Below are 21,272 nucleotides of genomic sequence, written 5' to 3'. Positions count from 1 at the left end.
GTCGCGGTCGTGCCGCTGGAGGGGTTCGCACGGCGGCGGGTGGTGGGGCTGGTGACGGCGGCGGATTCGGCGCGGCGGGTGGCGGACAGCCGGCTGGTCGAGGCGCTGGTGGCGGCGTTGCGGGAATGAGGGGCGCCGTTCCCCGGCGAGAGCGGAACCTTTGCAAAAGGCTGCACCGTGCTCCTGCGCAGGCAGGAGCCCGGAGTTGCAGGTCCCATAAGGCGTTGTTCTGCTGGGCCCTGGGCTCCTGCCTGCGCAGGAGCACGGCGTGGGCTCGGTGCCGTTGCACCTGTTTTGCAGAGGCCCCGGCCTTCGCCGGGGAACAAGGAACTGAGTTTTCGCAGATGTCTCGACCTGGTCCGGGGCCCCGGATGCCGGGACAAGCCCGGCATGACGGTCAGGATCGACCCGGGGTTTCGCGCCCCCGTCCGCACGGCCTACACGTATCCGCTGCAACCATAAGAGAAGGGGAACGATGAGCCTGTTTCGCAGGAAGCCGATCGGGGTGGAGCAGCATGCCGGCACGGTGCTGGCGCGGACCTTGTCCTGGCCGCATCTGGTCGCGCTGGGCGTGGGGGCGATCGTCGGGACGGGCATCCTGACGCTGATCGGGGTCGGGGCGGACCGTGCGGGGCCGGCGGTGATCCTGTCGTTCGTAATCGCCGGCGCGATCTGCGCCTGCGCGGCGCTCGCCTATGCCGAGATGGCGACGATGATCCCGGCATCGGGCAGCGCCTATACCTATAGCTACGTGGCGCTGGGCGAGGTGATCGCCTGGGTCATCGGCTGGTCGCTGATCCTGGAATATTCGCTGGTCGTCTCCACCGTGGCGGTGGGCTGGTCGGGCTATGCCAGCGCGCTGCTGACGCCGTGGGGATTCCCGGTCGCGCTGACGCAGGGGCCGGAGCTGGGCGGCATCGTCAACGTGCCCGCGGTGTTCATCATCGCGGTGGTCGCGGGGCTGCTGTCGCTGGGGACGAAGGATGAGCGCGACGCTGAACGCCGTGCTGGTGGTGGTGAAGCTGATCGCGCTGGCGGTCTTCGTCGCGGTGGCGGTGCCGCATTTCGACGCGGCGAACCTGCATCCGTTCATGCCGTTCGGCTTTGCCAAGTCGGTGTCCGCCGACGGCGCGGAGCGCGGCGTGATGGCGGCGGCGGCGATCATCTTCTTCGCCTTCTACGGCTTCGACGCGATCTCCACCGCGGCGGAGGAGACGAAGAACCCGGGGCGCGACCTGGCGATCGGGATCGTGGGGTCGATGGTGGCGTGCGTCGTCATCTACATGGGCGTCGCGGTGGGCGGCCGTCGGCGCGCTGCGCTTCACCGCCTTCGCCGACAGCCCGGAACCGCTGGCGCTGATCCTGCGCGGTATCGGCCAGCCGGGGTTCGCGACCTTCCTGGCGGCGAGCGCGGTGATCGCGCTGCCGACGGTGCTGCTGGGGTTCCTGTTCGGGCAGAGCCGCATCTTCTTCGTGATGGCGCGCGACGGGCTGCTGCCGGCGTCGCTCGCCAAGGTGTCCGCGCGGGGTACGCCGGTGCGCATCACGGTGCTGACCGCGGTGCTGGTATCGGTGATCGCGGGGGTGATGCCGATCGACGCGATCGCGGCGCTGGCCAATGCCGGCACGCTGGCGGCGTTCGTCGCGGTGTGCGTCGCGATGCTGGTGATGCGGCGGCGTGCGCCGGAGGCGAAGCGGACGTTCCGCACGCCGCTAGCACCGCTGGTGGGGGCGATCGGGGTGCTGGGATGCCTGTACCTGTTCTTCAGCCTGCCGTCGAAGACGCAAGGATATTTCGTGGTGTGGAATGTCGTCGGGCTGGCGGTGTATTTCCTGTGGGGCCGCAAGCGCGCCGGGGAGGCGTTGGGGGCGTGATGCGGCCTATCGACCGGGCACGATCCCTTCCCACAGCGCGCGGTGGTCGGCGTCATGGCCGTCCATGCCGGGCCTGGTCAGGTAGCCGCGCGCCTCGGGGATGTGGCTGTAGATCATCCGCAGCGGCCGTTCGTGCCATTGCAGGTTGAACGCCCAGCGGACGGGGAAGAATTCCATCGCCGAATAGGGCAGATGGTCGTGCACCCACCACGCGATCCGCTTCCAGTCGTCGGGCGCGGTGAAGGCCTGCGCGAAGCCGGGGACGACGATGCAGGCGGTGGCGCCCATGTGGCCCGCGGCATCGCGCCGGTCCCAGATGTGCCCGGCGAAGTTGCGCTCGTTGGAGGCGCAATTGTAGCCCTTCGCGTTGCCGAGCGCGTTGACCTCGGCCGAGCGGAAGGCGGAGCGGATCGCGATGCGCCCGAAGGCGTCCTGCAGCGGCTCCAGCAGCTCCTGGCACAGCCGCGTGCCGGCCGCGATCGCCAGGTCGGGGTCGTCGGGGATGTTGGCGAGGCCGTGGAGTGCCGCGATTTCCGAATAGAGGAAATCGCGCATGTAGAAGCTCTTGGATAGCTGAACCCGGCCCAGTTCGTTGAGCCGGGAGACGGTCTGCGGTTTCTTCACGTCCACTCTCCCCGGCCGGCAGCGTAACCGGATCGTCCGGCGAAGGCGAGATCAGCGCTTCCTGACGAACTCCGCGCGCAGGACGAGGCCCTTGATGCCGTCGAACCTGCAATCGATCTCCTGCGCGTCGCCGGTCAGGCGGATCGATTTGACGACCGTGCCGCGCTTGAGCGTCTGGCTGGTGCCCTTCACCTTCAGGTCCCGGACCAGCGTCACGCCGTCCCCGTCCGTCAGCAGATTGCCCACCGCGTCGCGCACTTCCACCGCCTCGACCGCGGGCGTCGCCGCGCCGGCGGCGACCCACTCGCCGGTCGCGTCGTCATAGACGTATTCGTCGCTCATATGGCTCCCCCGGAACGAAGAAGGGAGGGCGCGGCGGCCCTCCCTTCCCACGGTCGATGATGTGCGCGTCGCCTACGCGGCCAGGTTGCGCAGCACGTACTGGAGGATGCCGCCGTTGAGGAAATATTCCAGCTCGTTGACGGTATCGATCCGGCAGCGGGTCAGGAACTTCTCGGTGGTGCCGTCCGGGCGCGCCAGCGCGACCTCGACGTCCTGACGCGGGCGCAGCTTCGCGACGTTGTGGATCGTGAAGGTCTCGTCGCCGGTCAGCTTCAGCGTCTCGCGCGTGGCGCCATCGGCGAACTGGAGCGGCAGGACGCCCATGCCGACCAGGTTCGAGCGGTGGATGCGCTCGAAGCTCTCGGTGATGACCGCGCGGACGCCGAGCAGGTTGGTGCCCTTCGCCGCCCAGTCGCGCGACGAGCCGGTGCCGTATTCCTTGCCCGCGACGATGACGAGCGGGGTGCCGTCCGCCTTGTGGCGCATCGCCGCGTCGTAGATCGGCATGACCTGGCCGTCGTAGCGGCTCATCCCGCCCTCGACGCCGGGCACCATCTCGTTCCTGATGCGGATGTTGGCGAAGGTGCCGCGCATCATGACCTCGTGATGGCCGCGGCGCGCGCCGTAGCTGTTGAAGTCCTGCTTCGACACCTGATGCTCCTGGAGCCAGGTGCCTGCGGGGCTGTCCGCCTTGATCGAACCGGCGGGCGAGATGTGGTCGGTGGTGATCGAATCGCCCAGGATCGCCAGCGGCTTCGCCTCGATGATGTCGGTCACGGGCGCCGGGGTCATCCCCATGCCCTCGAAGTACGGCGGGTTGGCGACATAGGTCGACCCGGCGCGCCACGAATAGGTGTCCGATCCGGTCACGTCGATCGCCTGCCACTTCGCATCGCCGGCATAGACGTTGCCGTAGCGGGCGCGGAACATGCCGTCGTCGATGTTGGCGGTCATGAGGTCCGACACCTCCTGGTTGGTCGGCCAGATGTCGCGCAGGTACACGTCATTGCCGTCCGATCCCTGGCCGATCGGCGTCTCGTTCATGTCCGACGTTACCGTACCCTTCAGCGCATAGGCGACGACCAGCGGAGGCGAGGCGAGGAAGTTGGCGCGCACGTCGGGGCTCACGCGGCCCTCGAAGTTGCGGTTGCCCGACAGGACCGAGGCGGCGACGATGTCGTTGCCGTTGATCGCGGCCGAGATCGGTGCCGCCAGCGGACCCGAATTGCCGATGCAGGTGGTGCAGCCGTAGCCGACGAGGTTGAACCCGATCGCGTCGAGGTCCGCCGACAGCCCGGCCTTGTCGAGATAGTCGGTGACGACCTGCGACCCCCGGCGCGAGCGAGGTCTTCACCCACGGCTTCGGCTTCAGCCCGAGCGCATTCGCCTTGCGCGCGACGAGCCCGGCGGCGACCAGCACCGACGGGTTGGAGGTGTTGGTGCACGAGGTGATCGCGGCGATCACGACATCGCCGTCGCCGATGTCGTGCCCGCGATCGTCGACCGCGACGCGCGCCGGCGCGGCCTTCTTGTAGGTCTTCGCCAGATCGGCGTTGAACACGTCGTCGACCTGGTCGAGCGCGACCTTGTCCTGCGGACGCTTCGGGCCGGCGAGCGAGGGCACGACGGTCGACATGTCCAGCTCCAGCGTGTCGGTGAACACGGGATCGGGCGCATCGGCGTGGCGCCACATGCCCTGCGCCTTGGCATAGGCCTCGGTCAGTGCGACGACCTCGTCCGGGCGGCCGGTCAGGCGCATATAGTCGAGCGTCTTGTCGTCGACCGGGAAGAAGCCGCAGGTCGCGCCGTATTCGGGCGCCATGTTGGCGATCGTCGCGCGGTCCGCCAGCGTCATCTGGTCGAGCCCGGGGCCGTAGAATTCGACGAAGCGGCCGACCACGCCCTTGGCGCGCAGCATCTGCGTGACGGTCAGCACCAGGTCGGTCGCGGTGATGCCCTCCCTAAGCGCGCCGGTCAGCTTGAAGCCGACGACCTCGGGGATCAGCATCGACACCGGCTGGCCGAGCATCGCGGCCTCCGCCTCGATCCCGCCGACGCCCCAGCCGAGCACGCCGAGGCCATTGACCATCGTGGTGTGGCTGTCGGTGCCGACCAGCGTGTCGGGATAGGCGATCGTCGCACCGTTCCCGGCGTGGTCGCCGGTCTCGGTCGAGGACCAGACGGCGTGCGCGACATATTCCAGATTGACCTGGTGGCAGATGCCGGTGCCCGGCGGCACGACCTTGAAATTGTCGAGCGCCTTGCTGCCCCACTTCAGGAACTCGTAGCGCTCCGCGTTGCGGGCGTATTCGAGATCGACGTTATCCTCGAACGCCTTGGGCGTGCCGAATTCGTCGACCATGACCGAGTGATCGATGACGAGGTGGACGGGGACCTGCGGATTGATCTTCGCCGCGTCGCCGCCCAGCTTCGTGATCGCATCGCGCATCGCGGCGAGATCGACGACGCACGGCACGCCGGTGAAATCCTGCATCAGCACGCGCGCGGGGCGATACTGGATCTCGCGGTCGGAACGGCGCTCCTGCTGCCAGTCGACGATCGCCTTGATGTCGGCCTCGGTCACGGTCACGCCGTCCTCGAAGCGGAGCATGTTCTCCAGCAGCACCTTCATCGAGAAGGGCAGCCGGCTGATGTCGCCGAACTTCGCCTCCGCGGTCTTGAGCGAGAAATAGTCGTAGGACTGGCCGCCGGCCTGAAGCGTGGTGCGGGCGTTCAACGTATCCTGGCCGATGGCCGTCATGGGCGTGGTCCTCTTCTCAAGGGCCGTCGGGCGGCGGGCGCGGGCGGAGCGCGCGGGGCCGCGACGACGGGAACGAAACTCTCGGTCGCCGCGGGCGATAGCAGCGGTGCCGCATGTGCGAAAGGGGGGGCGGTTCGTTGGCGGTGGTGGATCGTCGGCGGGGGGAGTCTCGGAAGGGATCGAGTTTCGGGAAACGCTTGGCCATCTCAAATCTCGCCTACGACGTCCGAGTTGATACGCCGGCAACGTCAATCTGCGACGCGAAGGCCGCTGCCGGCGCACATGCTTAGCCTCGAAGTATTTCCATCACGATCTTCTGACGTTCGAGCGGAGCGCTATGCGGGTTGCCCGTTCCAAAGGGTGGTTTTGGATCATATTCCATCGCCAGTTCGACCGCTGCCGCCATGTCGTCCCCGGCGATATAGGCACAGAGTGCGAGGCCAAGGTCGATTCCTACCGTGACACCGGCAGAGGTCCAATACTTGTCGTCCCGTGTCACCCTCTCTCCGGTGTATTTAGCGCCAAAGCGAGCAAGGTAGTCCTTCGCACGCCAGTTGGTGGTGGCCTTGCGATCGCGAAGCAAACCGCAAGCGCCAAGGATCAGCGATCCCGTGCATACAGAGGCCGTGAGCTTCGTGCCTTGATCGAGCCGCACCACATTCGAGCGCACGAGTTCGCTGGCCATGCACTGCCGCAACCCCTCGGTGCTGCCGCCCGGTATGAGCAATATGTCGGTTTCGCCGATGTCTGCGATTGCAGCGGCAGGCGCGAGAGAAAGAACGCCATCGCCGGTCCGGCAAGGACTACCTGTTTCGCTTACAAAGGTAATTTGGGTGTCGGGTAGTCGCGCGAGCGGATCATACACGCCGATCGGATCAAGAGCCGTGACACCATCGAACAAGAATACTGCAATCTTCATGCCGCTTCCTTCCGTGGAGCGGCCCAGGCGAGCGGCCTTCTGTAGAACCGCGCTCCCCGATGGTTGCCCATCTACGTCGCCAGTCACGCAGCGAGGGCAGCCTACCGCTAACCTGACCTGATGCAAGATCGGAAACGAGGGGCAACCGAGTGACCTTCCCGATAACGAACGTGACATGGGACGTCCGTCGTGCGGTAGCGCCCGCTGGCCTTCGTTGGGGAGGGCAGTCCCAAAACCCGTTCCCGATCTCTTTTTCCCGAACCAGCCACCCGCGGACGCGGAAGCGGGAAGGTCCTGCGGGTTTGCGCTGTCCTACACGCATTTCGCTGCGGTATTTCCGGGCGGAGCGGTGTGGGAGACAGGGGTATGGACGGCGATAAAGGCAACAACGGCGGCGAGGGCGTGGCCGCGTTCCGGCATCGGCATGACGGGTGGACGCCGGCGCGGCAGGTGGCGTTCCTGCGCGCGCTGCGCGAGACGGGGTGCGTGAAGGCGGCGTGCCGGCACGTCGGGCTGACCACCACCTCGGCGTACCGGGTGAGGCGGCGGATCCCGGCGTTCGGGGAGGCATGGGATCAGGCACTGGTCTTCGTCGCGCCGGTGCTGGAGCGCGCGGCGATGGAGCGGGCGGTGACGGGCTGGCTGGAGCCCATCGTCTACAAGGGCGAGGTGGTGGCGCACCGGCGGCGCTATTCGGATGCGATGCTGCGGATGCTCTTGCTGCGCGAGGATGCGCGCAAGGTCGCGCCGCCGCCGCGCGCGCGCGATGAACGGCGCGAGGCGGCCGCCGCGCTGCTGAAGCAGCTGCGCGCGCAGGCGCGGCGCGGGGGAACGCCCGAGCCGGTGTGAGGGGATGGCGAGTGAAACGGCCGCCGGGGCGTGGTCCCGGGGTTGATGCGGGACCGTGGTTCTGGCGCGGCCGGGAGGAAGAGGCAGGGCGCCTGTCGGGTTCGTCACCCCGGGCTTGACCCGGGATCCCGCTTTCGGCGCGGCGGAAGAAGAAGCGCGACCCCGGCGCAAGGTGGGGCCGTTGCGACATGGATGCACGGCGCCGCGTACCGATCGTGCTCCTGCTTTCGCAGGAGCACGGTGGAGACTGTTGCAAGGGTCCCGCTGAAGGCCGGGGTGACGGGATGATGTCATTTCCACCGTCGTCCCCGCCTTGGCCGGAAGGACCGGGGGTTACTGGGCGGCGCCGCCCCAATCGAGCGTGACGGACCTCGCGGGGCCGCGCTCGGCGGTGGCATCCACGCCCTTCTGGCGCAGCGCCTCCACCACCGGCGCGGTGCGCGCGGGGGCGCCGCGCACGATCACCGGCTGCCCGCGCGTCGTCGCGGCCCAGCCCGCCAGCGACACCGCCGTCGCATCCGGCGTGTCGCCGTCGAAGGCGATCGGCGGCAACGCCGTGACCGGGGGCACCATGGTCAGGCGCCAGCCGTCGAGTTCGGCGGCGGCGCGGTCGGCGAGCGCGCGGTAGGTCGCGAGCGTCGCGCCCGGCAGCGGGGCCATGCGCACCAGCGCGCGGCGGGTCGCGCCGTCCACCAGCACCGCGTCCGGCGCGACGCCGGCGAGCAGCGCGATGCGGCGCGCGACGCGGTCGCGCTCGCCGGTGGCGGGGGTGGCGCCCAAGTCGGTGGTACGGGCGGCGGCGATCTGCGCGGCCTGCGGACCGCCTTCGTCCTCGCCCACGCGCAACTGGTCGATGTGGAGGTCGAGCCGGCGGCCGACCGCGCTGCCCGCGGCGCGGATCGCAGCGCCGTCGGCGTTGCGCGCGAATCGCGGGGTGAGCACCGCGGCGCGCACCGTCACCGGCTGCGTATCGAAGTCGATGTCGAGCTGGCTGATCCGCGCCTCCCTGGGGAAGGGGGCGAGCACCGCCTCGCGGATCTGGCGGCGGGCGACCGATTCCCAAGCGATCTGGCGCAGCGCGATGCCCAGCGGCACCGCGAGCGCGAGCAGCCCGACGACGATCAGCGTCCCCTGCAGCCGCGTCTGCTGCGGCGACAGGTGCGAGCCGAAGCCGTAAAGCCGCGCCATCCCGCCCGCGACCAGCGCCATCGAGACGAGGTTGGTCATGAACAGCAGCAGCGCGCCGCCCGCCACCGGCCCGTTCCAGGTCGCGATGCCGAAGCCGACGACCGCGAGCGGCGGCATCAGCGCGATGGCGATGGCGACGCCGACGACGGTCCCGCCCTGCCCCCGGATGACGCCGTAGGCGCCCGCGATCGCGGAGAGCATCGCCACCATGAGGTCGAAGAGGTTCGGGCGGGTGCGCGCGGCGATCTCGCTGGTGACGGTCTGGAGCGGGGACACGGCGACGAAGGCTGTCGAGAGCACGATCGCGATCAGCGAGCCGAGCGCGAGCGCCAGCCCCGCGCGGCGGATCTCCGCCAGGTCGAAGGTGGCGATGCCGAAGCCCAGCCCCAGGATCGGCATCATCAGCGGGGAGATGAGCATCGCGCCGATCAGCACCGCGGAGGAGGGCAGCAGCAGCCCCAGGATCGAGATGCCCGCGGCGATGACGATATGGAAGAGATAGCGCCCCGACCAGCCCGACTGCGCGGTGAGGCGGTCCAGCACCTCGGCATGGGCGACGCCGCCGGTCACCTTCATCGACCACCAGCGGCGCAGCGTGGCGCCGGTGGACCGTCGCCGCCGCACGGACGCGCCCGTCGTCGCCATGTCGGTCACAGCGTGTCGATCATCCCGGCCAGCACCTCCAGGCAGGACACCGCGAGCGTCTTCGACCGCTCCCCGCTCCACGCGAATTCGGGGTCGGGATTGGGGTCGTGGTCCTTGAACGGCATCTCCAGCGTCACCGACACCGCGCCGAAGCGCTCGGCGAGCTGGTTGGTCGACATGGCGAGGTTGGCGGTGCCCGGCGCGGCGCGGTCATAGCCCTTCTCGGTCTGGAAATCGGGGGTATGCGCGGCGAGTCGCCTACCGAAATCGGTGAATTTCGCGCCGTGCGCGTCGGTCCAGGACGGAATACCCTCGAACCCGGCGATGAAATTGGCGGGGATCGCCTCGTCGCCGTGGACGTCGAGCGCGAAGGTGACGCCGGTGCGGTCCATCTCCGCCAGCACGCAGGCGACCTCGGGGCTGCGCTCCGCGGTCGGGTGCGACCATTCGCGGTTGAGGTTCACCCCCGCCGCATTGGTGCGCAGGTGCCCGCGCCGCGTGCCGTCGGGGTTCATATTGGGGACGACATGGACGGTCGCCGCCGCCAGCAGCGCCGCCGCGGCGGGGCTGGTGAGCCAGTCGAGCGCGCCCTCCATCCACCATTCGGCCATCGATTCGCCGGGATGCTGGCGTGCGTAGAGCCACACCTGCTTCGGCCCCGTGCCGAGCCGGAGATAGTCGATCGGCTGGCCGTCGAGCGACTGGCCCAGCGCGCGGTAGGCGACGCCCGGACGCGCGGCGATGCGCGCGATCAGGCGCTGGTGCATCTCCATCGTATAGGGCGCGAAATAGGCGAACCAGGCGAGGTCCTGCCCCTCCGCGCCGGCCCAGTCGAACGACAGCACGCCGCCCTCGTACCGGGTGTCGATGGTGCGCCATGCGGCGAGGTCGGTCGAGGCGCGGGTGCGATAGCCCGGCCAGCCGAACGGATAGGCGCTCTGCCCCGCGTTCAGGATGCGGAACGTCACGCGCCGCCCGGCGACGCCCGCGGCGCGGAAGTAGAACCACTGGAAGAAGTCCGACTGCTGATCGTGGACGATCTCCAGGTCGCAGCGGACACGATCGCCCGACTCCTGGATGGCGACGGTGCGGATGTTGCCGCCGTCGAAGGCGGCGTTGATGGACAGCGTCATTTCACCTCGATCGTGCGGCCCGATTCGCCGGGGAAGTCCTTGAACAATGCCGACGCCAGCCGCGCGGCGACCGAGGCGGCATCCGCGTCGGGGGCGGTGGTGTCGGTCAGCGACTGCGCCTGACCCTCCCACACCGCGTCGGCGCCGTGGCGGATGCGCACCGCCAGCTCGGTGACGACGCCCCAGCGCGCGGGCGAATTGCCGATCGGGAAGTTGATCCCCCCGCCGATCCCGCCGCCGCCGCGCCAGCCGCCGCTGCCCGCCCCCGCGCCCAGCCCGATCCGCACCGGCGACCCGCGCGGCGGCAGCGCGCGGTCGGCGCGGGTGAAGCCGACGGTGGCGATGAAGTCGGGCTTCGCGCCCGCCGCGGGGCTGGTGAAGCCGTTCTTCAGCAGCTCGGCCTGCACCGCGGCGGCATAGGTCTTGTACTCCAGGCTGGCCGAGGAGGGGCCGGCGAGCGGCTCCACCGCGATCGTGCCGCGCTGCGCAACGGCGTCATAGTGGAAGCGCGTGGCCTCGACCGGAAAGGTCTGCGGCCCGGTGGCGCAGGCGGCGAGCGGCAGGCCCGCAAGGAGGACAAGGACGGCGCTGCGCATGACGGACCCCCGCAAAAAACGTGTATCGTTGCGACATAGCAACGCCGCAGCGACCCGCAAGCTCCGCGGCGCCGCGACCGCGAGTCAGGTTGACTTTCGCAGGCGCGCTCTCTAGGCGGCGCGCTTTCCAGATTTCCAGCCGAAGAAGCCCGTATCATGAAGATCCGCAACAGCCTGAAGTCGCTCAAGGACCGCCATCGCGACAACCGCGTGATCCGTCGCCGCGGGCGCACCTACGTCATCAACAAGACGAATCGCCGCTTCAAGGCCCGCCAGGGCTGATTAGCGACGGCAACCCGACGTCGGTCATCTTCGACGTCGGGCACGTCCTGTACGACTGGGACCCGCGGGTCCTGTACGAGCGCCTGTTCGACGACGAACGGGCGCTCGACGCGTTCCTGTCGACGGTCGTCACGCGGGAATGGCATTTCCAGCACGACGCCGGCCGCCCCTTCGCGGAGACGTCGGCGGAGCTGAGCGCGCTCCATCCCGAACATGCCGCGATGATCGCGCTGTGGGGGCCGCGCTTTTCCGAGCAGATCCCGGGGCCGATGCCCGGCATGGCGGCGCTGGTCGACGAGCTGGAGGCGGCGGGCGTGCCGCTGTTCGCGATCACCAATTTCTCGGGCGAGTTCTTCGCCGATTTCCGCGTGCGCGAAGCGGGGATGTTCGACCGTTTCCGCGACATCGTGGTGTCGGGCGACGAGAAGATGGTGAAGCCCGACCCGGCGATCTTCCGGCTGGCGCTCGACCGATTCGGGCTGGCGCCGGCGGATGCCTGTTTCGTCGACGACAATGCCGCCAATGTCGCCGCCGCGACGGCGCTGGGCATCCGCTCGCATCTGTTCCGGGACGCCGAGACGCTGCGTCGCGAGATGGTGGCGCTGGGGCTGCTGGGCGGCTGATCCGGAACGTTCGCCGGGCCCGCGCGCTGTCGCGGCTCACCACGACGGAGCCGGATGATGGAAGACGACCGCGTATGGGCCTTCGAGGAGAGCCTGTGGACCGGCGACGCGCAGCATTACCGCGAGTCGATCGACGACAGCTGCCTGATGGTCGTACCGATGCCGCCCTATGTGCTGGAGGGCGAGGCGGCGGTGAAGGCGGTCAGCGACACGCCGCGCTGGGACACGGTGGCGCTGAGCGACCGCCGCATCGTGCGCCCGCAGGAAGGGCTGATCGTGGTCGGCTATACCGCCCACGCACAGCGCGGCGGGGAGGGCGGCGAGGAAGGCTATGTCGCGCACTGCACCTCGACGTATCGCCGGCTGGCGCATGACGAATGGCGCGTGGTGCAGCACCAGCAGACCCCGCCGCTGGTGGCGGAGGTGCGGGGGTAGCGTTGTAGCCCCGCGGGATGAATTCGAATGGCGCCGCAAGAGGTTGGCCACGACCCTGACAGAGCGGGTCTGGGGCGACCTCACACGATCGCGGTCACGCGGCCGACCGGATAAGGGCGCCCGACTCTGCCAGGCGACGATGGAGGCTGGCCGCCGACAGTTCGAACCCGTTGGGCCATGCCAGCGCGCCGCCCTCGATAAAGGCGCGCGCGAAATAGCCCGCGTCGCCGAGCGGGCGCGTCATGACCGTGTCGCGCGCGATCAGGTCGTCGGCAAACCACGTCGCCTGGCTGCCATCGGAGAAGGCGAGCGACAGGCTGGTGGGGCCCGTCACGGCGAGCCGAACGATCTTAATCATCGAGGTCCGCTCCTGCGATCATCTCCATCGGCAGCAAGTCCACGCCGCGCTGCCAGTTTGCCATAAGCTCGTCCCGGTGGTCGAGCGCCCATTGCCGCACGATCCGGGCGGCCTTGCGCGGCAGGCTCCCCTGCGTGATCTCGCCATCCTCGATCCGCACGAACGCCTCGAAGCCCTGGTAGCTTGCATGGAAGTGCGGCGGCGGATGATCGTCGAAATACATCCGGATCACGATGCCGAAGAAGAGGGAGATGACGGGCATTTGCGCTGTCTATATCAACGAGGTGTCGAGTTTCCCATCTTGTCGGCTTCTGCTGGCAAAGAGATGACCGTGACGCGAGTTATTCTGCGCCAGCGGCAAGAGCGGCGGCACCTCACTCCGCCGCCACGCCCGCCCGCGCGAACATGTCGCCGGTTTCCTCGTTCGCGGGGCCGGTCGGCAGTGCGCCGGCCTTCGCCTTGCGGCGCTTGTCGAACGAATCCCATACGTCGTTCCACTGGCCCCTGGTCGCGGCCTTCGAATATTCCGTCGCGCGCTGTTCGAAGAAATTGGCGTGCTCGACGCCGTTCAGCATCGGCGTCAGCCAGGGCAGCGGATGCTCGTCGATCATGTAGATCGGCTTCAGCCCCAATTGTCCCAGTCGCCAGTCGGCGATGAAGCGGATGTACTTCTTGATCTCCTTGGGCGTCATGCCGTTGACCGGGCCCATTTCGAAGGCGAGGTCGATGAAATTGTCCTCCAGCCGGATCGTCGTCTGGCAGACGTCGGCGATATCGTCCTTCACCGCCTTGGTCAGGCACTGGCGCTCGGCGACGAAGGTGTGGAACATCTTGATGATGCCCTCGCAATGCAGGCTCTCGTCGCGGATCGACCAGGTGACGATCTGCCCCATGCCCTTCATCTTGTTGAAGCGCGGGAAGTTCATCAGCATCGCGAACGACGCGAACAGCTGCACCCCTTCGGTGAAGCCGCCGAACATCGCGAGCGTGCGCGCGATATCCTCGTCGGTGTCGACGCCGAAATTCTGCATATAGTCATGCTTCTCCTTCATCTCGGCATATTCGAGGAAGGCGCCATACTCGCTCTCGGGCATGCCGATCGTGTCGAGCAGGTGGCTGTAGGCGGCGATATGGACCGTCTCCATGTTGCTGAACGCGGTCAGCATCATCTTGATCTCGGTCGGCTTGAACACGCGGCCGTATTTCTCGTGGTAGCAGTCCTGCACCTCGACATCGGCCTGGGTGAAGAAGCGGAAGATCTGCGTCAGCAGGTTGCGCTCGTGATCGGACAGCTTCTGCGCCCAGTCGCGGCAATCCTCGCCCAGCGGCACCTCTTCGGGCAGCCAGTGGAGCTGCTGCTGGCGCTTCCAGAATTCGAACGCCCAGGGGTATTCGAACGGCTTGTACTGCTTGGATGCTTGGAGGAGGGACATGGGAGGACTCCGACGGCAGGATCAGAAGATCAGGGATGTGATGAGGAGGAACCAGGCAAGGGCGATCAGCCCGGCGACCGCGCCGCCGATGCCGAGCGCCGCGTTCAGCGTGTGGCGCGCCCACCGCGAAGAGGGCTCCAGCCGCCCGGACATGCCGGCCCAGAACAGCAGGGCCGCGATGCCGAGCGCCAGGGCGACGGTGAAGGACGCGCTCATGCCGCCACGCTCCACCGCCAGATCGCGGTGGCGCTCATCGCGAGGACCACGCCGCCCGACAGCGCCATGATGCCGGTCATGCGATAGGCATAGACGCGCCCGGCGCCGAGCGGACGGCGCAGCTGGAGGAGGAGCCACGCCCCGGCCAGCGACAGGACGGCGGCGACCGCGAACATGATCGCGGCCTGAAGCGGCAGGGTTTCGAGCGCGGGGAACGCGGGCGTCATGCGACCAACGCCGTGTTGGCGCGTTGCGCAGGCGGGTTTTGCAAAGGAGAATGACGATGGCCGATGCCAGCCAGATCAAGGAACATGCCGAAGTGATCGGTGCGGACGGCGTGCATGTCGGCACCGTCGACCATGTTGACGGCGACCGTATCAAGCTGACCAAGAACGATTCGCCCTCGACGCAGGACGGGCAGGGCGCGAAGCATTATTACATCCCGCTCGGGCTGGTGGCCGAGGTGGAGGGCGACACGGTGCGCCTGTCCGCCACCGCGCAGAACGCGCAGGACATGTTCGAAGAGGCGGAATGAGATGCGGGCGGCCCCGGATGGCATCGCCATCCGGGGACTCGCCACGGCGGGCAGCGGAGCCGCATCGCGGCTCCGACTGACGGCGTGGCACGAGAAGGTGAGGGCGCTGCGGGTCATGCCGTGGCGCCCTTGTTCGTGGGCGGGGCGCCCTTCACCCTTCCCACGGCCGATGGCCGCGGGCCCCTTCCCTCTCCCACAAGGGGAGAGGGCGATGCAGGTCGCCGTCCCTCTCCCCTTGTGGGAGAGGGAGGGAGCGGTCGAAGACCGCGGAAGGGTGAGGGGGGCGTGGGTCACGGGCGGCCGTCTTCGACGAGCGCGTGCGCGATCGACGCTAGAACCGCGTCGATCATCTGCATCACCTCTGCGTTCGTGAAACGGATCACCCGATAGCCTTCGTCAGTCAGGAAGCGCGTCCGCGCCTCGTCGGTTGCAATGCGTGTCGCGTGGTCGTCGCCGTCGACTTCGACGATCAGCCTGGCGCCGTGCGAGCAGAAGTCCGCGTGGTACGGGCCTAGCGGCACCTGTCGGCGGAACTTCGTCTCGGGCAGCGATTGGCGGAGCACGTGCCAGAGGCGTCGTTCGGGCTCGCCGGCCTCCCGGCGGAGGCGGCGCGAGCGGACGACGGTGTCGGCGGCGAGGTTGCCGCGCCTCCCCCTCACCCTTCCCACGGCCTGCGGCCGCGGGCCCCTTCCCTCTCCCACAAGGGGAGAGGGAGAGCAGTCCCCGTGCCCCTCTCCCCTTGTGGGAGAGGGACGGAGCGCCGGAGGCGCGGAAGGGTGAGGGGGCGTCCCCGTCATCGCCTCACCTCATTGGCAAGCGAGACACTCGTCATAGTCCGTGCTCTCGCCGAATTCGTACTTCGGCTTCTCGATCGTATTGTCGTTCTCCACGCCCCCGGCGAAGCCCGCACGCTGGACCGACTTCGAGCGGAGATAGTAGAGCGACTTGATGCCCAGTTCCCACGCGCGATAGTGGAGCATCAGCAGGTCCCACTTCTCGACGTCGGCGGGGATGAACAGGTTGAGCGATTGCGCCTGGTCGATGAAGGGCGTGCGGTCGCCCGCCAGTTCGAGCAGCCAGCGCTGGTCGATCTCGAACGAGGTCTTGTAGCAGTCCTTCTCCTCCTGCGTGAGGAAGTCGAGATGCTGGACCGAGCCGCCGTGCTCCAGGATCGAATTCCACACGGTGTCGGAATTCTTGCTCTTCTCGATCAGCAGCTTTTCGAGATACGGGTTCTTGACCGAGAAACTGCCCGACAGCGTCTTGTGGGTGTAGATATTGGCCGGGATCGGTTCGATGCAGGCGCTGGTGCCGCCGCAGATGATGCTGATCGACGCGGTCGGCGCGATCGCCATCTTGCAGGAGAAGCGCTCCATCACCCCCATGTCGGCGGCGTCGGGGCAGGGGCCGCGCTCCTGCGCGAGCATCATCGACGCCTCGTTCACCTGCGCGTTGACGTGGCGGAAGATGCGCAGGTTCCAGCTCTTGGCCATCGCCCCCTCGAACGGCAGCCCGCGCGCCTGGAGGAAGGAGTGGAAGCCCATGACGCCCAGGCCCACCGAGCGCTCGCGCGCGGCGCTGTAGGCGGCACGCTCCATGCCGGGCTCGTGACGGTCGATATAATCCTGCAGCACGTTGTCGAGGAAGCGCATCACGTCCTCGATGAAGCCCTTCTCGTCCTTCCACTCGTCCCACGTCTCGAGGTTGAGCGAGGACAGGCAGCAGACCGCGGTGCGATCGTTGCCGAGATGGTCGCGCCCCGTGGGCAGCGTGATCTCGCTGCACAGGTTCGACGTCGACACCTTCAGGCCCAGCTCGCGGTGGTGCTTGGGCATGTTGCGGTTCACATGATCGGCGAAGACGATGTACGGCTCGCCGGTGGCCAGCCGCGTCTCGACCAGCTTCTGGAACAGCGCGCGCGCATCGACCTTGCCGCGGACCGACTGGTCCTTCGGGCTCTTGAGCTCCCATTCCGCGCCGTCGCGCACCGCCTCCATGAAGGCGTCGGGGATGAGGACGCCGTGGTGGAGGTTGAGCGCCTTGCGGTTGAAGTCGCCCGAGGGCTTGCGGATCTCCAGGAACTCCTCGATCTCCGGGTGCGAGATGTCGAGGTAGCAGGCGGCCGAGCCGCGGCGCAGCGACCCCTGCGAGATCGCGAGGGTGAGCGAATCCATCACGCGGACGAAGGGGATGATGCCGCTGGTCTTGCCGTTCAGGCCGACCGGCTCGCCGATGCCGCGGACGTTGCCCCAATAGGTGCCGATGCCGCCCCCGCGCGAGGCGAGCCAGACATTCTCGTTCCAGGTGTCGACGATGCCGTTGAGGCTGTCGGGGACCGAATTGAGATAGCAGGAAATCGGCAGGCCGCGGCCGGTGCCGCCGTTCGAGAGCACCGGCGTCGCGGGCATGAACCACAGCCGCGAGATATAGTCGTAGATGCGCTGCGCGTGCGCGGCATCGTCGGCATAGGCCGAGGCGACGCGGACGAACAGGTCCTGATAGCTCTCGCCCGGGAGCAGATAGCGGTCCTGGAGCGTCTCCTTGCCGAAATCGGTCAGCAGCGCGTCGCGGCCGTGGTCGACCTCGACCGGATACGGCTTGTTCAGCGCGCCCTGCGTGGTGGTCGCGCCGGTCGTGTCCGGGCCCGCGGTCTGGGTTGCCGCCTCGATCGTGTCGGTGGTCATCGCCTCGCCGTCCGTTCCTCTGAAATCCATGCCCGCCTACGCTCCCGCGTTCCTGTATCGTTCGCGAATCGGGTGCTGGCCCGATCCTACAAGCTCTTAGAACAAAACGGGAATAAAAAGGTCGCGCCGACCGTTTGCCTTCCCGTCGCGGCGGGATGCCCGCCGGCGTCGTTCTACCACATCTGGGTCCGCCGATCGGCGTGACGACTAGTGATTGTGTCAGTTTGGCGAACGGCACAAGACGGTAAAAGGGTCCGCAACCGGCTCTACCCCATAGGGATGAGGGGGCGGCGGGCAGGCGACGCGTGGACTTCCGCGGGGTTCAGCGATTGCAAGGGAACGGGGCGCGAACGCAAATATTTTGGAGACGCGGCGAGGCGGGCCCTGTCGGCGGTGGGGCGGGGGGCGGCCAGGCATGCGGAATAAGCGGGACCCCGGGTCAAGCCCGGGGTGACAATGGGGAGAGGGTGGGCGGGGTGTGTGCGGAACGGTGGAGGCCGGAACGGGTCCGGCATGACGGAAAGGTCAGCGACGGCCCTTGATGGCGCGCCGGACCTTCGGCTTCGCCCGGGAGACGGCGGCGGCGGCCGGGGGCACGTAGCCGACCGGGCCCATCCACGCGCGCTCGCGGAACCACTTGGTGACGATGTACTTGTCGCCGCGGATCACCGGCTTGCCCTGGTGCAGCGTGTAGCGATTGGGCTTGCCGTCGGGGCCGATGTTGTTCCAGCACACCGCCATCCCGCGCGTCGGCACGAATTCGTGCTGGAGATAGTGGAAGCCGGTCTCGCCGCCTTCCTCCGGCTCGTTGAGGTAGATCATCGCGGTCCAGGTGCGGTTGCCGCAGCGGTGGCGGTTGCTGGCGGTGTCGGGGTGGTGATCCTCGAAATAGTCGTGGTGCAGCTTGAACTCCTGCCCCACGGCATAGCGCTGGCCCTGGATCGGCTCGCCGCAGCCGGGCGGGATGCCGAGCAGCATCGACAGCCGCAGGTCGAGCAGCTGGACGACGGGGGTGGTGTTGTCGAACACGCACGTCTCGCTGGTGCGCGCGCCGGCATCGCCGTAGGCGACGCGCGACGGCTCCTTGTTGGCGTCGATGTAGCGCATCAGGATGTCGCATTCCTCGGGCGCGAGGAAATCGGGCATGGTCCACAATTCGACATGCGGGCTGGGGAAGCGCTGCGCCCCCATGAAACGCGTCGCGCGCAGCATGTCCCCGGTGATGAGCGACGCCATCGACGCGCCGGGAGAAGTGGCGCCGGCATCGGCGGCGATCGGTTGCTGGACAGTCACGCGCTATCTCCGTCGCGGTCGCATCGCGCGACCGTCGTCCACCGGACGGTAAGCGAACAGGGTAAAGCGGGCGTTAACGACGCCCGCCGGCCGCGGCCGGCAGGGTGGCGGCGCCCGCGGTCCCGGCGCACGGGATGGTGGTGGGGACGGGGGCTGGGGCTGGGGCTGGGGCGGGGGCGTGGCCGAGGCGCTCGACATCGATCGCGTGATCGAAGCGCAGCCCGGCGCGCCCGTCGCCGATCCAGCTGATGATCGCGGGCGTCCATTGCCCGTCGGTCAGCTCGGCGCGGACCGGATGGCCGATCGCCTCCTCGGGCAGGTCGACGCCGTCGATCATCGCGCCGGTCTCCGACAGGTTGCGCAGGCGCACCTCCGCGCTTTCCGCCCCCAGCGCCAGCCGCACGGTGCGCAGCATCCGCTGGCGCGGCGCGCGGCTGGTCTTGTGACCGATCGGCACCGCGAAGCCGCCGGCCGCCCCCAGCTGCTCGCGCACCTGCGCGCTGCGCGCGGGGCGGCCATAGACGAACCCCTGGATATGGCTGCACCCCAGGTCGCGGATCAGCGCGATCTCGTCCTGCTGCTCCACGCCCTCCGCGGTGGTCTCCATCCCCAGCGTCTGCGCCAGGCTGACGATCGCCTTGATGATCGCGGCGTTGCGGTTGCCGGGCTGGATCGCGCCGCGCACGAAGCTCTGGTCGATCTTGATCTTGTCGAACGGCGCCTTCTTCAGATAGCCGAGCGACGAATAGCCGGTGCCGAAGTCGTCGAGCGCGAGGCGGACGCCCAGCCCCTTGAGCGACCTGAACATCCGCTCCGACGAGGCGTCCTCGTTGAGGAACACGCCCTCGGTGATCTCCAGCTCCAGCCGGTGCGCAGGGAGGCCCGAGGCGGCGAGCGCGCTGGCGACGATCGCGGGGAGCGCGGGATTGGCGAACTGGATCGGGGAGACGTTGACCGCGACGCGGACGTGGTCGGGCCAGGTCGCGGCCTCCATGCAGGCGCTGCGCATGACCCATTCGCCGATCGTCTCGATCAGCCCGCATTCCTCCGCCACCGGCACGAAATCGGCCGGGCTGATCGCCCCGCGCTCGGGATGATCCCAGCGCAGCAGCGCCTCATACCCCATGATACGCTCGTCCGCGGTGGAGACGACCGCCTGGTAGGTGAGGTGGAACTGGTCGCCGCCCAGCGCCTGTCGCAGGTCGTCCTCCAGCCGCTTGCGGTTCTGCGCGCCCTCCAGCAATTCCTCGCGGTAGAAGCGGTGGACGCCGCGCCCGTCGGCCTTGGCGGCATAGAGCGCCAGATCGGCGTTGCGCACCAGCGCTTCGGGCGTGTCGCCGTGGAGCGGGGCGACCGCGACGCCGACCGAACAGCCGATCGACAAGGTCGCGGACTGGATGTGGTACGGCAGCGACAGCGCGGCGATGACGCGGTCGGCGAGCATCCCCAGCCGGTCGCGATTGCCCTCCCCCGGGATCACCACCTGGAATTCGTCGCCGCCCAGCCGCCCCACCAGGCCCGCGTCGCCGATCGTGCGCTGCAGCCGCTGGGCGACCTCCTTCAGCAGCTCGTCGCCCATCTGGTGGCCGAGCGTGTCGTTGACCGCCTTGAAGCGGTCGAGGTCGAGCAGCAGCAGCCCGGTCGACATCGACGCGCCGCTGCGATGGGTCAGCGTCTGTTCGAGCGACAGCCGCATCCGCTGGCGGTTGGCGAGCCCGGTCAGGCTGTCGAACAGCGCCAGTCGCTTGATCTCCGCCTCCGCGCGGCGCTGCTCGGTCAGGTCGGAGCCGGCGCCGGCGAACCCCTGGAACCGGCCCAGATCGTCGATCACCGGGCGGCCGGAGATCGACCACCAGCGCTCCGGCGCGTCCTCGATCGCGGGGCGGACGCAATAATCGGCGAACGAGGTGCGCGAGGACAGGTGAAAGGTCAGCGTCCGCTCGGTATCGATCAGCGCGCTGTCGACGCGGAAGACCGAGGACAGCGCCGCGCCGATCGGCTCGATGCCCAAAGCGCGCATCTCCGCGGCGACCTTGTCCGACAGGTAGCGGATGCGCCCGGTGCGATCCGCCTGCCAGAACCAGCCGGGGCCCTGCTCCTCGACGCTGGCGACGAGCAGCCGCGCGCGCTGCTGCTCCTCCAGCGCGAGGCAGCGCAGCGCGACGGCGCGCTGGTCGGCCAGCGCGAGCCGGATCGTCGCCACGCCATGCGCACCCGCGACCACGATCGCGGCGAGCGAGGCCGGCGTCGGGCCGTGCGTCGCCATGACCATCGCCGCCAGCGTCGCGGCGAAGGCGATCGCGGCGGCGCGGGTGGGCTGGAACGCGATCGCGGTGAGCATGGTCGCGCCGAGCAGCGCGATCTGCCCCGTTTCCGCCGCGGGCGGGGGCAGGGCGGCGGCCGAATCGAGCATCAGCCCGATCGAGATCGCGATCCAGGTCGCCGCCAGGATCATCGCTGCGACGCGCCGGACGGAGGGCT

The 21,272-nt window shown here is 68.6% G+C and carries 20 protein-coding genes, 2 pseudogenes and 1 riboswitch; of the genes and pseudogenes, 6 read left to right on the top strand and 16 right to left on the bottom strand.

Annotated features, from left to right (window positions below; all coding sequences use genetic code 11):
- Positions 1-475: 475 nt before the first annotated feature.
- Positions 476-1,875 (top strand): annotated as a pseudogene (locus PGN12_17430) (amino acid permease).
- Positions 1,876-1,881: 6 nt separating this feature from the next.
- Here PGN12_17430 and PGN12_17425 read toward each other — a convergent pair.
- The 4 genes and pseudogenes from PGN12_17425 to PGN12_17410 all read right to left on the bottom strand — a co-directional run bounded on the left by PGN12_17425 (position 1,882) and on the right by PGN12_17410 (position 6,521).
- Positions 1,882-2,499, bottom strand: a complete 618-nt coding sequence (locus PGN12_17425; GenBank protein MEH3105658.1) for a hypothetical protein — start codon at positions 2,497-2,499, stop codon at positions 1,882-1,884.
- A gap of 51 nt (positions 2,500-2,550) precedes the next feature.
- Positions 2,551-2,841: an alkylphosphonate utilization protein gene (locus PGN12_17420; GenBank protein MEH3105657.1), complete on the bottom strand. Its 291-nt coding sequence runs from the start codon at positions 2,839-2,841 to the stop codon at positions 2,551-2,553.
- A 72-nt stretch (positions 2,842-2,913) separates the two neighbouring features.
- Positions 2,914-5,602 (bottom strand): annotated as a pseudogene (gene acnA, locus PGN12_17415) (aconitate hydratase AcnA).
- A 286-nt stretch (positions 5,603-5,888) separates the two neighbouring features.
- The gene (locus PGN12_17410; protein MEH3105656.1) at positions 5,889-6,521 is read right to left on the bottom strand and encodes a DJ-1/PfpI family protein; all 633 of its coding nucleotides are present in this window, start codon (positions 6,519-6,521) and stop codon (positions 5,889-5,891) included.
- A gap of 14 nt (positions 6,522-6,535) precedes the next feature.
- Positions 6,536-6,618: riboswitch (ZMP/ZTP riboswitch) on the bottom strand.
- Between the two features lie 269 nt (positions 6,619-6,887).
- Here PGN12_17410 and PGN12_17405 point away from each other — a divergent pair.
- A complete protein-coding gene (locus PGN12_17405) occupies positions 6,888-7,370 on the top strand; it encodes a hypothetical protein (protein ID MEH3105655.1) in 483 nt (160 codons plus the stop codon).
- Positions 7,371-7,703: 333 nt separating this feature from the next.
- On the opposite strand, the gene PGN12_17400 is transcribed toward PGN12_17405, so the two are convergent.
- The 3 genes from PGN12_17400 to PGN12_17390 are packed head-to-tail and all read right to left on the bottom strand — an operon-like array spanning position 7,704 to position 10,932.
- Complete coding sequence (locus PGN12_17400; protein MEH3105654.1) at positions 7,704-9,203, bottom strand: DUF389 domain-containing protein; 1,500 nt, start codon at positions 9,201-9,203, stop codon at positions 7,704-7,706.
- A gap of 5 nt (positions 9,204-9,208) precedes the next feature.
- Positions 9,209-10,336, bottom strand: coding sequence for a M14-type cytosolic carboxypeptidase (locus tag PGN12_17395; GenBank protein MEH3105653.1), 1,128 nt, complete (start codon positions 10,334-10,336; stop codon positions 9,209-9,211).
- On the bottom strand, positions 10,333-10,932 hold the full coding sequence (locus tag PGN12_17390; GenBank protein ID MEH3105652.1) for a DUF4136 domain-containing protein: 600 nt from the start codon (positions 10,930-10,932) through the stop codon (positions 10,333-10,335). Before PGN12_17390 ends, PGN12_17395 begins: the two co-directional genes overlap by 4 nt.
- 156 nt (positions 10,933-11,088) lie before the next feature.
- Here PGN12_17390 and ykgO point away from each other — a divergent pair, with 156 nt between their 5' ends.
- From ykgO to PGN12_17375, 3 genes are read left to right on the top strand one after another with little or no spacing between them, the layout of a single operon-like run.
- On the top strand, positions 11,089-11,214 hold the full coding sequence (gene ykgO / locus PGN12_17385; protein MEH3105651.1) for a type B 50S ribosomal protein L36: 126 nt from the start codon (positions 11,089-11,091) through the stop codon (positions 11,212-11,214).
- Positions 11,214-11,837 carry an HAD-IA family hydrolase gene (locus PGN12_17380; protein ID MEH3105650.1) on the top strand — a complete coding sequence of 208 codons (624 nt, stop codon included), beginning with the start codon at positions 11,214-11,216 and terminating at the stop codon, positions 11,835-11,837. The genes ykgO and PGN12_17380 overlap by 1 nt, the downstream gene beginning before the upstream one ends.
- Positions 11,838-11,894: 57 nt before the next feature.
- A complete protein-coding gene (locus PGN12_17375) occupies positions 11,895-12,272 on the top strand; it encodes a DUF4440 domain-containing protein (GenBank protein MEH3105649.1) in 378 nt (125 codons plus the stop codon).
- 94 nt (positions 12,273-12,366) lie between these two features.
- On the opposite strand, the gene PGN12_17370 is transcribed toward PGN12_17375, so the two are convergent.
- From PGN12_17370 to PGN12_17350, 5 genes are all read right to left on the bottom strand, one after another.
- Positions 12,367-12,630, bottom strand: coding sequence for a DUF2442 domain-containing protein (locus PGN12_17370; GenBank protein MEH3105648.1), 264 nt, complete (start codon positions 12,628-12,630; stop codon positions 12,367-12,369).
- Positions 12,623-12,892: a DUF4160 domain-containing protein gene (locus PGN12_17365; protein MEH3105647.1), complete on the bottom strand. Its 270-nt coding sequence runs from the start codon at positions 12,890-12,892 to the stop codon at positions 12,623-12,625. Before PGN12_17365 ends, PGN12_17370 begins: the two co-directional genes overlap by 8 nt.
- Before the next feature lie 112 nt (positions 12,893-13,004).
- Positions 13,005-14,063, bottom strand: a complete 1,059-nt coding sequence (locus tag PGN12_17360; protein MEH3105646.1) for a ribonucleotide-diphosphate reductase subunit beta — start codon at positions 14,061-14,063, stop codon at positions 13,005-13,007.
- 21 nt (positions 14,064-14,084) lie between these two features.
- On the bottom strand, positions 14,085-14,279 hold the full coding sequence (locus tag PGN12_17355) for a hypothetical protein (GenBank protein ID MEH3105645.1): 195 nt from the start codon (positions 14,277-14,279) through the stop codon (positions 14,085-14,087).
- Positions 14,276-14,506, bottom strand: a complete 231-nt coding sequence (locus tag PGN12_17350; GenBank protein ID MEH3105644.1) for a hypothetical protein — start codon at positions 14,504-14,506, stop codon at positions 14,276-14,278. The genes PGN12_17355 and PGN12_17350 overlap by 4 nt, the downstream gene beginning before the upstream one ends.
- 56 nt (positions 14,507-14,562) lie before the next feature.
- On the opposite strand from PGN12_17350, the gene PGN12_17345 reads away from it, so the two are divergent.
- On the top strand, positions 14,563-14,814 hold the full coding sequence (locus tag PGN12_17345; protein ID MEH3105643.1) for a DUF2171 domain-containing protein: 252 nt from the start codon (positions 14,563-14,565) through the stop codon (positions 14,812-14,814).
- Between the two features lie 290 nt (positions 14,815-15,104).
- On the opposite strand, the gene PGN12_17340 is transcribed toward PGN12_17345, so the two are convergent.
- The 4 genes from PGN12_17340 to PGN12_17325 all read right to left on the bottom strand — a co-directional run bounded on the left by PGN12_17340 (position 15,105) and on the right by PGN12_17325 (position 21,204).
- Positions 15,105-15,473 (bottom strand): endonuclease domain-containing protein, encoded by a 369-nt coding sequence (locus tag PGN12_17340; GenBank protein MEH3105642.1) that lies wholly within the window; start codon positions 15,471-15,473, stop codon positions 15,105-15,107.
- A gap of 147 nt (positions 15,474-15,620) precedes the next feature.
- Positions 15,621-17,528 (bottom strand): ribonucleoside-diphosphate reductase subunit alpha, encoded by a 1,908-nt coding sequence (locus tag PGN12_17335; protein ID MEH3105641.1) that lies wholly within the window; start codon positions 17,526-17,528, stop codon positions 15,621-15,623.
- 495 nt (positions 17,529-18,023) lie between these two features.
- Complete coding sequence (locus PGN12_17330) at positions 18,024-18,791, bottom strand: 2OG-Fe(II) oxygenase (GenBank protein MEH3105640.1); 768 nt, start codon at positions 18,789-18,791, stop codon at positions 18,024-18,026.
- A 73-nt stretch (positions 18,792-18,864) separates the two neighbouring features.
- Positions 18,865-21,204 (bottom strand): EAL domain-containing protein, encoded by a 2,340-nt coding sequence (locus PGN12_17325; GenBank protein MEH3105639.1) that lies wholly within the window; start codon positions 21,202-21,204, stop codon positions 18,865-18,867.
- Positions 21,205-21,272: the final 68 nt, after the last annotated feature.

This window comes from Sphingomonas phyllosphaerae, from assembly GCA_036946405.1.
In the GTDB taxonomy this organism is placed as follows: Bacteria; Pseudomonadota; Alphaproteobacteria; order Sphingomonadales; family Sphingomonadaceae; genus Sphingomonas; species Sphingomonas phyllosphaerae_D.
Note: the sequence above shows the minus strand (reverse complement) of the source record. Positions and strands in the feature narration are given on the sequence as shown.

Coding starts and splice junctions, on each gene's coding strand:
- PGN12_17420 (MEH3105657.1), bottom strand. CDS start 2,841: ATGAGCGACGAATACGTCTATGACGACGCGACCGGCGAGTGGGTCGCC.
- PGN12_17410 (MEH3105656.1), bottom strand. CDS start 6,521: ATGAAGATTGCAGTATTCTTGTTCGATGGTGTCACGGCTCTTGATCCG.
- PGN12_17405 (MEH3105655.1), top strand. CDS start 6,888: ATGGACGGCGATAAAGGCAACAACGGCGGCGAGGGCGTGGCCGCGTTC.
- PGN12_17400 (MEH3105654.1), bottom strand. CDS start 9,203: ATGGCGACGACGGGCGCGTCCGTGCGGCGGCGACGGTCCACCGGCGCC.
- PGN12_17395 (MEH3105653.1), bottom strand. CDS start 10,336: ATGACGCTGTCCATCAACGCCGCCTTCGACGGCGGCAACATCCGCACC.
- PGN12_17390 (MEH3105652.1), bottom strand. CDS start 10,932: ATGCGCAGCGCCGTCCTTGTCCTCCTTGCGGGCCTGCCGCTCGCCGCC.
- ykgO (MEH3105651.1), top strand. CDS start 11,089: ATGAAGATCCGCAACAGCCTGAAGTCGCTCAAGGACCGCCATCGCGAC.
- PGN12_17375 (MEH3105649.1), top strand. CDS start 11,895: ATGGAAGACGACCGCGTATGGGCCTTCGAGGAGAGCCTGTGGACCGGC.
- PGN12_17370 (MEH3105648.1), bottom strand. CDS start 12,630: ATGATTAAGATCGTTCGGCTCGCCGTGACGGGCCCCACCAGCCTGTCG.
- PGN12_17365 (MEH3105647.1), bottom strand. CDS start 12,892: ATGCCCGTCATCTCCCTCTTCTTCGGCATCGTGATCCGGATGTATTTC.
- PGN12_17360 (MEH3105646.1), bottom strand. CDS start 14,063: ATGTCCCTCCTCCAAGCATCCAAGCAGTACAAGCCGTTCGAATACCCC.
- PGN12_17355 (MEH3105645.1), bottom strand. CDS start 14,279: ATGAGCGCGTCCTTCACCGTCGCCCTGGCGCTCGGCATCGCGGCCCTG.
- PGN12_17350 (MEH3105644.1), bottom strand. CDS start 14,506: ATGACGCCCGCGTTCCCCGCGCTCGAAACCCTGCCGCTTCAGGCCGCG.
- PGN12_17345 (MEH3105643.1), top strand. CDS start 14,563: ATGGCCGATGCCAGCCAGATCAAGGAACATGCCGAAGTGATCGGTGCG.
- PGN12_17335 (MEH3105641.1), bottom strand. CDS start 17,528: ATGGATTTCAGAGGAACGGACGGCGAGGCGATGACCACCGACACGATC.
- PGN12_17325 (MEH3105639.1), bottom strand. CDS start 21,204: ATGCTCGATTCGGCCGCCGCCCTGCCCCCGCCCGCGGCGGAAACGGGG.